13 protein-coding genes and 1 tRNA gene are annotated in these 13,141 nt (G+C 70.8%); 2 read left to right on the top strand and 12 right to left on the bottom strand.

Features of this window, described 5'->3' with window-relative positions; all coding sequences use genetic code 11:
• Positions 1–58: 58 nt before the first annotated feature.
• Positions 59–1,540 carry a glycosyltransferase 87 family protein gene (locus KGS77_RS24245; RefSeq protein ID WP_242585085.1) on the top strand — a complete coding sequence of 494 codons (1,482 nt, stop codon included), beginning with the start codon at positions 59–61 and terminating at the stop codon, positions 1,538–1,540.
• Positions 1,541–1,620: 80 nt separating this feature from the next.
• Here KGS77_RS24245 and phsA read toward each other — a convergent pair whose 3' ends face one another.
• The 10 genes from phsA to KGS77_RS24195 form a co-directional block, all read right to left on the bottom strand.
• A complete protein-coding gene (phsA, locus tag KGS77_RS24240; protein WP_242587657.1) occupies positions 1,621–3,357 on the bottom strand; it encodes an O-aminophenol oxidase PhsA in 1,737 nt (578 codons plus the stop codon).
• Positions 3,358–3,591: 234 nt separating this feature from the next.
• Positions 3,592–3,825 carry a hypothetical protein gene (locus KGS77_RS24235; protein WP_242585084.1) on the bottom strand — a complete coding sequence of 78 codons (234 nt, stop codon included), beginning with the start codon at positions 3,823–3,825 and terminating at the stop codon, positions 3,592–3,594.
• A 3-nt stretch (positions 3,826–3,828) separates the two neighbouring features.
• Positions 3,829–4,116 (bottom strand): hypothetical protein, encoded by a 288-nt coding sequence (locus KGS77_RS24230; RefSeq protein ID WP_242585083.1) that lies wholly within the window; start codon positions 4,114–4,116, stop codon positions 3,829–3,831.
• Positions 4,117–4,392: 276 nt separating this feature from the next.
• A tRNA-Ala gene (locus tag KGS77_RS24225) sits at positions 4,393–4,465 on the bottom strand.
• Positions 4,466–4,613: 148 nt separating this feature from the next.
• Positions 4,614–5,267, bottom strand: a complete 654-nt coding sequence (locus tag KGS77_RS24220) for a histidine phosphatase family protein (RefSeq protein ID WP_242587656.1) — start codon at positions 5,265–5,267, stop codon at positions 4,614–4,616.
• Positions 5,264–5,713, bottom strand: coding sequence for a ribosome silencing factor (gene rsfS / locus KGS77_RS24215; RefSeq protein WP_242585082.1), 450 nt, complete (start codon positions 5,711–5,713; stop codon positions 5,264–5,266). Before rsfS ends, KGS77_RS24220 begins: the two co-directional genes overlap by 4 nt.
• 281 nt (positions 5,714–5,994) lie before the next feature.
• Complete coding sequence (locus KGS77_RS24210) at positions 5,995–8,091, bottom strand: LytR C-terminal domain-containing protein (protein ID WP_242585081.1); 2,097 nt, start codon at positions 8,089–8,091, stop codon at positions 5,995–5,997.
• Positions 8,092–8,152: 61 nt separating this feature from the next.
• Complete coding sequence (nadD, locus tag KGS77_RS24205; protein WP_242585080.1) at positions 8,153–8,791, bottom strand: nicotinate-nucleotide adenylyltransferase; 639 nt, start codon at positions 8,789–8,791, stop codon at positions 8,153–8,155.
• A 52-nt stretch (positions 8,792–8,843) separates the two neighbouring features.
• Positions 8,844–9,005 carry a hypothetical protein gene (locus KGS77_RS24200; RefSeq protein ID WP_242585079.1) on the bottom strand — a complete coding sequence of 54 codons (162 nt, stop codon included), beginning with the start codon at positions 9,003–9,005 and terminating at the stop codon, positions 8,844–8,846.
• Between the two features lie 246 nt (positions 9,006–9,251).
• Entirely contained in the window at positions 9,252–9,605 is a 354-nt protein-coding gene (locus tag KGS77_RS24195) for a hypothetical protein (RefSeq protein WP_242585078.1), read from the bottom strand.
• Positions 9,606–9,735: 130 nt separating this feature from the next.
• Between KGS77_RS24195 and KGS77_RS24190 the strand changes: the two genes are divergently transcribed.
• Positions 9,736–10,848: a M48 family metallopeptidase gene (locus tag KGS77_RS24190; protein WP_242585077.1), complete on the top strand. Its 1,113-nt coding sequence runs from the start codon at positions 9,736–9,738 to the stop codon at positions 10,846–10,848.
• On the opposite strand, the gene KGS77_RS24185 is transcribed toward KGS77_RS24190, so the two are convergent.
• Both KGS77_RS24185 and KGS77_RS24180 read right to left on the bottom strand, forming a co-directional pair.
• The gene (locus KGS77_RS24185) at positions 10,811–12,094 is read right to left on the bottom strand and encodes a hypothetical protein (RefSeq protein ID WP_242585076.1); all 1,284 of its coding nucleotides are present in this window, start codon (positions 12,092–12,094) and stop codon (positions 10,811–10,813) included. The two genes, KGS77_RS24190 and KGS77_RS24185, sit on opposite strands and share 38 nt — an antisense overlap.
• A gap of 244 nt (positions 12,095–12,338) precedes the next feature.
• The gene (locus KGS77_RS24180; protein WP_242585075.1) at positions 12,339–13,049 is read right to left on the bottom strand and encodes a hypothetical protein; all 711 of its coding nucleotides are present in this window, start codon (positions 13,047–13,049) and stop codon (positions 12,339–12,341) included.
• Positions 13,050–13,141 lie beyond the last annotated feature (92 nt).

The raw sequence follows: 13,141 nt of genomic DNA, 5'->3' as shown, positions 1-13,141 counted from the left end.
GCGACGCGAGGTACTGTCGGCGAACCGTGCCCGATTCGTTCCTGGGGAGCCGTACGCCGTGACCGCGCTGGAGCTGGAACAGCCCGCCGACGCCCGCGCCCCCTCCCCTCTGCGGGCGTTCGTGCGGCGCCGTCCGGTCGCCTGCGCGACGCTGGCGTGCCTGGTCTCCTTCGCCGCCTTCTGGACCGCGCAGCGCCTGGCGCACGTGACGATGATCGATCTGATGGTCTACCGCGCCGAGGGCTGGACCGCCCGCAACGGCGAGGACCTGTACGACATGGTGGCGACCTCGGCGAACCTCCCCAACACCTATCCGCCCTTCGCGGCCCTGCTGTTCACCCCGCTGACGCTGGTCGGTGTCCGGGAGATGCAGATACTCGCCACGCTGGGCAATCTGCTGCTGCTCGTCGCCGTCGTCCATCTCTCCCTGCGCCTGGCCGGCCTTCCGCGTGCCCGGCCCCGCACGGCGGACCGGGGCGGGCTCCGGGTGACGTACGGCACACCACGGCTCGCCGCGACGCTCGCGCTCTCCGCGGTGCTGGTGTGGTGCGAACCCGTATGGACGACGCTGCGCTACGGGCAGATCAACCTCCTTCTCGCCGTACTCGTGCTGTGGGACATGACCCGCAAGGACACCAACCGGTGGGCGGGTGCCGGTATCGGCGTCGCGGCGGGCATCAAGCTCACCCCGGCTCTCTTCGCCGTCCTCCTGGCGCTGGCCGGGCTCGTACGTGCCGGGCAGCGGCTGCGTACGGGCCGAGGACGTGGACCGCGGACGGACGGTCCCGGCGGCGTGGGCGACCCCGCCCCGGGCGGCCCCCGGTCCGGCGGTGGCGTCCGCATGTCCGGGGGCCCCGGGAGCCCGTGGAACCCCTGGCTGCGGCAGGCCACCGTGGCCACCCTGACCTTCCTGGCGACCGTCGTGGTCTCCGCCGTCGCACTGCCCGGTGACTCACGCCGCTTCTGGACCGAGATCGTCTTCGCCGCCGACCGGGTCGGCGAGGTGGAGATCACCGCCAACCAGTCGCTGCGCGGCGCGCTCGCCCGGCTGCTGCACACCCACGACCCCGGCCTGGCCTGGCTCGTGGTGGCGGCCCTCGCCGCCGCCTTCGGCCTGGCCGTGACCGTCACCGCGCTGCTGCACGGCCGGCGGGCCTGGGCGTCCGTCGCCTGCGCGGCAACCGCCCTTCTGGTCAGCCCCGTCTCCTGGTCGCACCACTGGGTGTGGTGCGTACCGATGGTGATCCTGCTCGGCTCCCAGGCACGGCGGCGCGCTGCCCCGGCCGGCCGGCCGGACCGGCGCTGGTGGGTGACGGCCGGCGTCTTCTCCCTCCTTTTCTGCTCGTACGCGCTGTGGTGGGTCCCGCACCGCTGGCACCAGCACGAGGAACTCCACCAGAACGCCGGTCAGATGCTGCTCTCCGGCGGCTATCAGCTCGCCGGGCTGGCCTTCCTCCTGCTGGCTGCCCGCCAGGTGTTCCGGCCGGCGTTCCGGCGGACCGGAAACGTGCCGGATTCGCGGCCCCCGGCGGGTCGGTGACCTCCGTGGTCGTACGCGCAGGTCGGTAGCCTCCGTGTCCGTAGGGGCCGGTCGGTGACCTCCATGGCCGTACGGGCTGCTCAATGGCCCCCGTGGCCGTGGCCGTGGCCGCCCGGCTGGTGGTGATGGAACCTCACGACCTCGGGCGGCATGACGACGAACGGGCGCATCATCCCCATGTCCTCGTGCTCCAGCAGATGGCAGTGGTACATGAACCGGCCCCGCGCACCGTGGAATTGACCGATCACGTTCACCATCTGGCCCGGGTGGACCTGGATGACGTCCTTCCAGCCCTGGTCGCCCGGTGATATCGGCGCCGTGCCGCCGTACTCCAGAGGCGAGCGGGTTCCCCCGATGGTGTTGTCGTACGGGCTGTTCGGGTCCTCCGGGTAGATGTCCCGGCTGAGGACCTGGTAGTCGACGAGGTGGATGTGCATCGGATGGGTGCCGGCGCCGCCGAGGTTCAGGAAGCTCCACTGCTCCCAGTCGCCGTACTTGACCAGGAACCCCAGTGCGTCGTCGAACATCCGGGCGCCGCGCCGGTAGGTCCGTACCTTCTTGTCGGCGCCCCGGATCTGAATGACGCCTTCGGAGGGGATCTGCACCCCGTCCGGATCGATCTGGTGCATCTCCCACAGTTCCGGGTGACCGTTGCCGACCGGGCCGGGCGGGGTGAGGGCGATCAGCCGGTGCTCGTGATCGGGCACGTTGTCGTGCGTGAGCCGCACGAAGGACGAGGAGATCACCCCGGGCAGGACGAACGGGTCACGTACTTTGTCCTTCCCCACCCGGAACTGCATGACCTGCGGGTACGTCACGCCGGGCGCGGCGTCGACCAGCCGCAGCGTACGGCCGCGGAGCCTGCCGAAGTCAACCAGGACGTCCATCCGCTCGGCGGGCGCCACGGACAGCCCGGCGTCCACAGGGACCGGCCGGGGCAGCAGTCCGCCGTCCGTCCCGATCTGGTACATCGCTCCCGTGACGGGCGCCCCGGTCTCGTCGTCCACCAGGCGGAGGTCGAAGATGCGGGCGTTGGCGGCGTTCAGCAGCCGGAAGCGGTACCAGCGCGCGTCCACCTCCGCATGCGGCCAGATCGTGCCGTTGACGAGGGTGTAGGGGCCCGTGAAGGGCAGGGTGAGGTTCTTCCCGTCCCGGTCCTTGCCCACGATCAGGGTTTTGTGGAGCAGCCGGCCGGTCAGCCGGCCGTCGGCGTCCGTGTCGAGGTTGCGGTCCATGAGGACGAGCGGGATCTCGCGCTCGCCTCTGGGGAGGCGCAGTGCGTCCTCCTCCTCGTCGCGGATCAGGTACATGCCCGCCAGGCCCGCGAAGACGTTCCACCTCGTGATGTCCATGGCGTGGTCGTGGTACCACCAGCACGTGGCGCGGTGGTCGTTGGGATATTCCGAGAGCTGTGCGTCACCTGGCGAGACGGCGTTCTCCGACCAGCCGTCGTTGCCGCCGTTGGTGCGGGCGCCGTGGAGGTGGGTGACCGTCCAGGGCGGGAGTTGATCGGCTCCTTCGAGGAGGGTGCTCGCCTTGCGGCCCGGCTCGTCGATGCCCGCCGTCGCCTCGGCCACCGTGACCGGGTACGCGCCACTGAGGCGGTTGGTCCAGGCGATGCGCAGCATCTGATGTCGCCGTACCTCGATCGTCGGCCCTGGGAAGTGGCCGTCGTAGGCCCATACCTTGGTCGGCGGGAGCTGTGAGTGCAGGCGCACCCATGCGGCGGTCAGGTTGACGTCGATGCCGCGCAGACCGTCTTTGCGGCTGGGCCGCAGGGTCGGCGGAACGCGCAGTGCGTCGAGGAAGGGCGTCAGCTCGGCGACGGCTTCCCGCTTGCCGGCGTCCGGGCCGGCTTCCTGGGCGCCTTCGGTCTCGTACGTTGCGTGGACAGGATTGATCGTCGTGTCGGACAAGATGCGACCCCCGTGTCGCTTCCCCCGTGCCGCCGGCCGTTTCCGGCGGCAGCTCTTGCGACATACAACGCCCCACGAACCGCCGGGAGTTCCGCGTTTTCCGAAAAAATCTTGGGGCCGGTGAAAATGCGCACGTCAGGCGGTGGCGAAGGAGTAGAAACGCTTGAGGGTGCAGTGCTCGTCCAGCAGACGGCCGTAGATCGGCTCGCCGTCGAGTTCGCGGTAGGTCTCGATCGGGTCGCCTTTTATGATCAGCGCCCGCGCGCATTCCTCGCACCAGTACTGGTAGTCGGAGTTGATCGGCTCCATGTCGCGGACGATGGGCGTACCGCTGCCGCACCAGTCGCACTTCCTGCTGTGAGCGCCCATCGGTCAGCTCCAACTGTGGCCGCAGGCCGTGCAGACGAAGGAGACCCCGCCGTTGTCGCCCAGCACCTGCGCCACATGCTCCGAGCCGCAGGCGGGGCAGCGCAGTACGGCGCCCGCGGCGCCGGGGGCGGCACGGCCGGCGGTTCCGGGGGTGGAGGCCGGGCCGGTGGAGCGGAGCGTGTGTCCCCGCAGCCGTTCATGGTCCTGCGCCTCGGCCGTATCGGGCAGGACGGCGACGGGCAGGTCGTCGACGGGCAGGCCGTCGATCTCCTCGAAGGTGCTCGTGGGCATCGCGTTGTCTCCTCCCCTGCCGACGCCGTCCGAATTCTGCCACGGACCGTCGATCAGGTCAGTCCCGCAGCCGTGTGGAGATCCGCGCCCGTTCCGCGCCCTCTTACGCTGTCCTGCGCGTGGCATCGGTCACGTCGTCCGTCGGCCGTCTCCCCTATGAGACGTACGTCACCGGCGGGAACGGACAGGGGCACGGCCACGCCGTCAGGAGCGACGGGGGAGGCGCAAACGCGATGATCCCGCCTCCCTCACTGGGAGACGGGATCATCCGGGCTGTGGAGCTAAGGAGAATTGAACTCCTGACCTCCTGCATGCCATGCAGGCGCTCTACCAACTGAGCTATAGCCCCGGGTCTTGTTCTTTGCTCCTCCGGTTTTCCCGGCGGCGCCTCGAACAAGAAGAACTTTAGCCTGCGACCTGGCCAAATGTGAAATCCGGTCGGTCGCCCCCGTCCGAAGGCCCGTCGCGGCCCTCTACGGGCCCGCTCCCGGGGCCCCTCAGGCGTCGTCGCCGAGCACCGGCTCCGGCAGCGTGCCGGCGTTGTGCTCCATCAGGCGCCAGCCCCGCGCGCCCTCGCCCAGGACGGACCAGCAGCAGTTCGACAGGCCGCCCAGCCCTTCCCAATGGTGGGACTCCAGGCCCAGCAGCCGCCCGATGGTGGTGCGGATCGTTCCGCCGTGGCTGACGACGACGAGCGTCCCGCCGTCCGGCAGCTTCTCGGCGTTGCGCTCCACGACCGGAGCCGCGCGGTCGGCGACCTCGGTCTCCAGTTCGCCGCCGCCGCGCCGTACGGGCTCGCCCCGCTTCCATGCCGCGTACTGCTCGCCGTACTGAGCGATGATTTCCTCGTGGGTCAGCCCCTGCCAGGCGCCCGCGTACGTCTCGCGCAGTGCCGCGTCGTACGTCACGTCCAGGCGGGTCACGGCGGCCAGCTCGGCCGCCGTGGCCACGGCCCGCTTCAGGTCGGAGGCGATGATCGCGTCCGGTTTGAGGGCCGCCAGCAGGCGGGCGGCGCGGCGGGCCTGGTCGACGCCGACGGAGGTCAGTTCGATGTCCGTCGACCCCTGGAAGCGGCGCTCCAGGTTCCAGGCCGTCTGGCCGTGCCGCCACAGGACGATGCGGCGGCCCCGGCCGCCTTTGGTGCCGTTCAGCTCAGCTCTCCGTCCCGCTCGTCCGCCGAGGTCTGTGCCGCGGTGGCCCGGGCGTGCTCGGCCGCCTTGCCGCGGGTGGCCTTGGCCTCCTCGGGGAGGTCGAGCTCGGGGCAGTCCTTCCACAGGCGCTCAAGGGCGTAGAAGACGCGCTCTTCGCTGTGCTGGACGTGCACGACGATGTCGACGTAGTCCAGCAGGACCCAGCGGGCCTCGCGGTCGCCCTCGCGGCGCACCGGCTTGGCTCCCAGGTCCTTGTTCAGCCGCTCTTCGATCTCGTCGACGATCGACTTGACCTGGCGGTCGTTGGGGGCCGAGGCCAGCAGGAAGGCGTCGGTGATCGAGAGGACGTCGCTGACGTCGTAGGCGACGATGTCGTGCGCGAGCTTGTCGGCGGCTGCCTGGGCGGCGGCGTTGATGAGCTCGATGGAACGGTCGGTGGCGGTCACAAGCGGGACTTCCGGTCGGAGGCAGACCTCCCCGCGCCGGGTCGCGGGGGCGGCCCCCGTACACCACGGCCGGGTCGGCGGTCAGGTACCCAACAAGGGTCTCACGGACCGCCGACACTCCCGCGTGTTTTTTCGATCACCGGTGCTGACCTGCCCCGACGCCCATATGAGTGCCGCGGGCCGGGGTGGCGAGGGCACCCTCGCCACCCGCGGTCCCCTGAAGGCTTGTCCTTCACCTTCAGTCCCGGCGGGGCACTTCCGTCACCTTGACGCCTCGGAACTCACCCTTTGTAGTCACGTCCCAGGACGACCGTGACATCGGCGTTCGCGGCTCCCTTGCCCTGCTTGAGGGCGCTCGTCGGCAGGCCCAGTGTCTTGGCGACCTCTTCGGCCTTGGCCTTGTGGCCCGCGTCGGCGTACGTCACCTCCGAGCCGGCCCGCGCCGCGGCGCTGCCGCCGTCGACGAAGGAGTAGCCGCCGTTGAGCAGCGCGACCCGTGCCCGGCCGGTCGCCGCCTTGTCGCCGCTGGCGTTCTGGACGCTGACCCGCGCGGTGGCGCCGGGATCGGTGTTCTTGACCGTGCCGCCGAGGACGTCCTTGACCACGCTGTCGGCCGTCTGTCGGCTGAGCGTGCCGTCCGGCTGCACCGGCAGGACGGTGGTGCGGTAGGCGCCGGCCTTGGCCAGTTCCGCGCGCCGGGCCAGGGAACTGCCGAGCTGGCCTTCGGTGAGCGGCGGGTCCAGCACCTGGAGGAGGGACTTCACGGTGGCCGTGGCGCCGTCCGCGTCACTGGAGACCTTCTTCAGCGTGGCCTGCATGACCTGCCCGAACCGCAGGAGCTGCTTGGTCTGCGGCTCGCCCTTCGCCTGGTACGTGGCGTAGGCGACCGCCGCCTGTCCGTTGAGGGTCTGTCCCGTGCCCTGGGTGACCAGGGCGGCATCGCCCTTCTTCGCACCGGGCACGGTCGCGTCGGTGTCCAGGGTGATGCCGCCGACCCTCTCGACGAGGTTCTCCAGGTACGGGGTGTCCAGCCGCCAGCTCGCCTTCACGTCGGCGCCCAGCAGCGTGTTCAGGGACTCCCTGGTGGGTTCGGTGCCCTCCTGGGTCACGGACTTGCCCAGGGTGGTCGGGGTCCCGTCGTCCTTGGTGACGACCAGGTCGTTGGGGAGGAGGACCGTGGTGCCCTTATGAGTGGTCTCGTTGTCCACCAGCAGCGCCGTGGCGCTCTTGCCGCCCTTGCCGTCCCGGAGGTGGACGACGAGCACGTCGCGCTTCTGCGCCCCGCCGGCGTTCTCCGCGTCCTGGCCGGAGCCGGACAGTCCGAAGGGCAGCTTGCCCGCCCACCACAGGTAACCGACGCCGCCCACGAGCAGCACGGCCAGGACGACCGCCAGGGCGATGACGCGGCTGCGGCCACGCCGCTTGGCCTCCTCGCGGCGCTCCGTACGGCTCTCGGTGAACTTCAGCCAGTCGATGACGTCCTCGGAGTCCTCGGTCGGCTCTTCGATGAACGAGAACTGTTCGGTGCGGTAATCGGGCGCCGAGGAGTCCCGGTCGGTGGCGGCGGATCCGGAAGCGCGGCCTGAGGCGGGGGCGTCGGCCGGGGCGCGGTGGTGCGAGGGCTCCGGGCCGTCGTACGCGTGGGAGCGGGACCGCTGGTCCGCCTCCCCGTCCTGCTGCCGGTCCCGGTGCTCGTGCCGGTCCTGGCTGTGCCCCTGGCCCTGGCTCTGTCCCTGGCTCGGGTCCTGTCCCTGGCTGTGCCCTTGGCCGTGTCCTTGGCCTTGGGCCGGGTCGTGGCTCGGGTACTGCTGCTGCTCGTAGGAGGTCGGCTCGTAGGAGGTCGGCTCGTACGGCGGCTGGGTGGCCTGCTGCGGGATCCACTCCTGCCCGTGGGTGTGCCGGGGCTGCTCCGGCCGGCCGTAGGGGTCGTACTGCTGCGGGTACGGCGAGGACGGGGACTGCTGCTCCTGCCGCCCGTAGGAGTCGTAGTCGTAGGCGTATCCCTGATGGGGATCGTGGTGCTGCGGTGTTGCACCGTGGTGCTGCTGTCCGTAGGGGTCGTACGACGAGCCGGCGGCCGGGCTCCCGTAGTGCCCGTCGTAGCGGCCCTCATCCGCGTCGTACCGGCTGTCGTGCCCCTCACGCCGTCCTTCGTACGCGGCGGGGCCGCCCGTACCGTAGGCGGCCGAACCGTGACCCTCATAGGACGTGTCGTAGGAAACCGGCTGTCCGTATTGGTCGTAGGAGACCTGCCGTGGCACCTCCTGGTGCACCGGCCGCCCATAGGCGTCGTACGCGTCGTAGGGATACCCCTGCTGGGCCTGCTGCTCAGGGGCGTACGGGTCGCGCGGCGCGTACGGGTCCTGTCGGTCGTTCACCGGTGCCCCTTTCCGTAGGCCCTTCGGCGGTCGTCGTCAGCGGTGCCGGCGACGGCCGTCGTCAGCGGTCACCACGGTGGTGTTGGTCGGCGCGGTCCTCGCGGTACAGCTCACGCTTGTCGATGTAGCGCACGACACCGTCAGGCACCAGGTACCACACCGGCTCCCCCTGGGCGACGCGCGCGCGGCAGTCGGACGAGGAGATGGCCAGCGCGGGCACCTCGATCAGGGACACCCCGCCTTCGGGGAGCCCGGGATCGGCGAGGTCGTGTCCGGGCCGGGTCACTCCGATGAAGTGGGCGAGGGAGACCAGTTCCTCGGCGTCGTGCCACGTCAGGATCTGGCTGAGCGCGTCGGCACCGGTGATGAAGAAGAGATCCGTGTCGCGGTTCAGGGCGCGCAGTTCTCTGAGGGTGTCGATCGTGTAGGTGTTGCCGCCACGGTCGATGTCGATCCGGCTGACGGAGAACTGGGGGTTGGACGCGGTCGCGATGACCGTCATCAGGTACCGGTCCTCGGCTGGGGACACCTTCTTGTGGCTCTTCTGCCAGGGCTGTCCCGTGGGTACGAAGACGACCTCGTCGAGATGGAACTGGCTGGCCACCTCGCTGGCGGCGACCAGGTGTCCGTGATGGATCGGGTCGAAGGTTCCGCCCATCACTCCGAGCCGCCGCTTCACGGGCTCCGTCTGCTCTCCCATGCGTGCAGACCCTACTGGGCGCCGCGTACCACCGGGCGCCCGGTGTCCGTCCTCAGCGGTCCCGGTTGAAGCGGGTGACGATCCAGAGCAGGAGGAGCAGGGCGATCAGGGCGCCGCCGCCCGTCACGAAGGGGCTGAGGCTGGCGTGCCCGCCGCCCTCATTCCCGCCTTCGGCGAGGGCGACCAGGGACTGTGCGGTGCTGTTCAGGCTCATCGTCGGCAGGACCAATCCGGGATGGGGTGGCAGAGACTTCCGCCACATCGTAAGCGCGAGCCGGTGCGGACATCACGCCGACTCCGCTCCACGGGTGCGGCGCACGGCCGTGCGAGGGCGGTGCGGGCCGTCCGTGCGAGGGCGGTGCGGGCCGTCCGGAGCAGGCGTCACCCGCCTCCAGCACGCACCGGCCGGCAGCCTGATCGGAGACGATCGGGCCGGTTCGGCCCGCCGGACGGGGCCGGATCAGTTGGTGCCGCCGTCCCCGTTCCCGTCCTCACGGCCGCCCGGGGCGCTGCCCTTGCCGGTGCCCGGGCCCTTCGTGGTGCCTGAGCTCTTCGTGGTGCCCGGGCCCTTGGCGGCGCCGGATCCCTGAACCGTGCCGGAGCCTGTGCCGGGCCCCTGTCCCTTGGCCCGGTTCCCGCTGCGCGGCTCGTTCCCGTCACCGCCCTGATGGCCGTAACCCCGCAGAAGCACCCAGGCCAGGAGGACCGCCCCCAGTACGCCGACGACGATGACGGTGCGCAGGAGCCACCCCGGGCCGTCGTCCTTCGAGGTCTGGGCCGCCGCGGCGGCGAGCAGCACACTCGTGTTCAGCATGGCTGTCGTGCTCCCTTTGTGCGGGCATGTACGGGCATTGATGCGCTCGCCAGCGTACGCCCGGGCATCCAAACGCCTGTCAGTGGCGTCCTCTAGTCTGAACAGACGCATCGAGCAGGGGGAGGCCCCAATGACGGAGAGCCCAGGCGGCAGCGAGCGCGTACCGAGCCGGGACCGCAGGCGGTTCCCCGGGATCTCATCCCGTGCCTATGAACACCCGGCGGACCGCTCCGCGCTGGTCGCGCTGCGCAAGCTGAGCGGGTTCGACACCGTCTTCAAGGCGCTCAGCGGCTTGTTGCCGGAGCGCAGCCTGCGACTGCTGTTCCTCTCGGACTCGGTCCGGGTCAGCGACCAGCAGTTCGCGCATCTGAACGACATGCTGCGGGACGCCTGTTACATCCTGGACCTGGAGAAGGTCCCGCCGATGTACGTCAATCAGGACCCGCAGCCCAACGCGATGTGCATCGGTCTGGACGAGCCGGTCATCGTCCTGTCCACCGGTCTGGTCGAGCTGCTCGACGAGGAGGAGATGCGCGCGGTCATCGGCCACGAGGTCGGGCACGCCCTGTCCGGGCACGCCGTCTACCGCACGATCCTGCTCTTCCTGACGAACCTCGCACTCAAGGTCGCCTGGATCCCGCTCGGCAACGTGGCGATCATGGCGATAGTGACGGCGCTGCGTGAGTGGTTCCGCAAGTCGGAGCTGTCCGCGGACCGCGCCGGTCTTCTGGTGGGGCAGGACCTGCGGGCCTCCATGCGCGGCCTGATGAAGCTGGCCGGCGGCAACCACCTCCATGAGATGAACGTGGACGCCTTCCTCAAGCAGGCCGAGGAGTACGAGGCGGGCGGTGACCTGCGCGACTCGGTCCTGAAGATCCTCAACGTGCTGCCGCGCAGCCACCCGTTCACCACCGTGCGGGCGGCCGAGCTGAAGAAGTGGGCGGCCGGCCGCGACTACCAGCGCATCATGGACGGTCACTACCCGCGCCGTGAGGAGGACAAGGACGCCTCGGTGTCCGACTCCTTCCGGGAGTCCGCCGCGCATTACGCCGAGTCGGTGCGCAACAGCAAGGATCCGCTGATGGGTCTGGTGCGCGACATAGCCGGCGGCGCCGGTGACCTGGGCAGCAAGCTGCGTGACACGGTCTTCCGCGGCGGTTCCGGTGGTTCGGGCGGATCCGCGGGATCCGGTGGCGCGAACGGTTCTAACGGGCCGGACGGGCCGGGGTCGGCTGGGCGGTAGCGGCCAGTTCGCCGCAGAGCGCGGTGTTCGTACGGCCTCGGGCGTACGGGTCGGTGCCGGCGGGCCGGGCGTCACCGGCGCGCTGCCCGGCGAGCAGGGGACGCAGTTCGTCGGCCGGCTCGGAGGAGCACGCCAGCGGACCCGCCTGGAGGTTGCTCTGCAGCACCTCCAGGCGGTGATCGCTCAGGTCGTCCCGCCCGATCCGGAAGCGCAGCTCGCGTCGTACGGTGAACAGCGAGGCGACGCCGGGCTTCTGCGCGCGCTGCTCCCCCGCGCGTACGGCCGTACCGGGTGCTGCTGTGCTGTCGGCGTGGTCACCGGATGCGTTCTGATCGGACGCGTGCTTGCCGGTCGTGTTCTTGTCAGTCGTGTGGTCGCCGGTGGCGCTCTTGTCGGCGGCGTGGTTGCCGGCCGTGCCCTGGTCGGCTGGTCCCCGGTCGCGGTGGGCGGCGGCGCCGGTGACGGCTCGTACGGCGTAGACGAAGGTGTAATCGGCGGTGACCTCCAGGGTGTTGGAGGTCGTCTCGGTGACGCCCAGGACGCCGTTGACGCGGACGCCCGGGTCCGCGAGTTCGGTCCGCGCCGGGTCGAAACGGACCAGCCAGCCGGTCGCCGCGTGCCGCCCGTCGTCGGCGGGGTGCGCGATGCTCCGGTCGAACTGGTCGAGTTGGCTGGTATTGAGCAGCAGCCGTACGGGCCGCACGGATCCGTGCGTCAGCGTGGCCGGGTCGATGGACGAGCGGACGATGTAGTCCTTGGCGATGGTCAGGGCGGTGATGATCTGGCCGTCGGAGAAGTGGTCGGTGCGCTCGGCGGCGGGCAGGTTGATGCCGGCCGCCCCTACGCGGAACTCCGCGGCCGGGCTGTGCGCGAACAGGTCGCCCGGCGTGGCGCCGGGCACCGCGCCGGTCGGCGCGAGCGGCAGGACCGTGGTGCGCAGCGGCTCTGCCCGGACCGGCTCGGGTGTCTTGTAGGGGTGTCGTACGCCCATGTAGATGGCGGTGCCGAAGGCCAGGGCTATCAGCAGGACGAGCAGTAACGCCTGCCGCGGTCCGCCGGCGCGGGGCCAGGTGTGCCGGGTGCGTACGGCGCGCGCGTGGTCGCCCATCCGCTCGCGCGCGGAGTACTCCTGAAGGCGTGCAGCCCGGACGAACGATTCATCGAAAACGATGGAGCGGTATTCGTCCTCTCCGCCTCCCGCGGCGCCCTCGGGGGTCCCTTCGGGAGGGTCACCAGGCCCGGCCATACAACAAGAGTAGGTCTGCGGAGGCGTAGGTAAACGCCCTGGTACACGTCAACTTTCGCCGATCTGCCGGAGGGCGTCCGGCCTTTGCGTACATCAGTTCCGGGCTCGCGTGAGCAGGGCGAACGCGCCCCGCGTGAGCGCCTGTACGCCGTCGCCCCGGACCGCCCGGTGAGCCCCCGCGGCAGCCGCCCGCTTTTCCTCTCTTTCCTCCCCGTTCGCCTTCTCCCCCTTCGCCCCTGCCTGCTCAGTTCACCCGCGGTACGGCGGAGGCGGCCGGCGGGTGGGAGTCGGCCGACACCGAGGGCAGCGCGCCGGGGTGCACGGTTCGCGCCCCGTCGACCCCACTGGTCGAGGGCGGCGGCGCCGGGCTCTGCGTCCGGCCCGAGGTTCCCCGGTAGACGGCGGCGAAGGCGAGGGCGACCAGTCCGATGCCCATCAGGACGGCGAGCACCCAGGCGACCGGGCGGTGCCAGCGCGGACCGCCGCGGTACGGGCGCAGGGCCCCGCCGTACAGGCCGTACGGGCTGTGTACGCCGTACTCCCGGTACTGCTCGTACTCCTCGCCGGGCCCCACTCCGCGCAATTCGTCGGGGACCGGACCGAAAGCGTGGCGGGCCAGGTCGTCGGGGCCGTCCGTGTCCTCGGGCTCCTTGGCGTCCGGGCCGTAGCCGGACCGGGAGCGGGCCGCCTCGGCCTCGGCACGGGCCTGGGCCGCCGCCAGCATCCGTTCCACGGCGGTCGGTTCATGGACCGGCGCGGCCCGTACGAAGTCCTCGTCGAAGACCACGGAGGCGAACACGTCCTCGACGCGGTCCACGGGCGAGGCGCGGTCCATGGAGGAAGCGCGGTCCAGCGGAGAGGAGGGACCCACGTCCGCTTCCCCGTGGCTCCCCTGGTCGTGCTCGTCGGGCTCCTGACCGTCCGGGAACGGCTTGCCCCCCACGTCGTCCGGCACGGGTCCAGGTTAACCGTGGCGGCCGGATTTGGGCAGGGAGTAAGGGAATCCCACGGTCGGCGCGCGGCGCGCGGAACTCCACGCGCGCCGCC

The organism is Streptomyces sp. MST-110588, assembly GCF_022695595.1.
GTDB lineage: Bacteria > Actinomycetota > Actinomycetes > Streptomycetales > Streptomycetaceae > Streptomyces.
The sequence above is the reverse complement of the archived record's forward strand: the minus strand, read 5'-3'. Positions and strand labels throughout refer to the sequence as shown.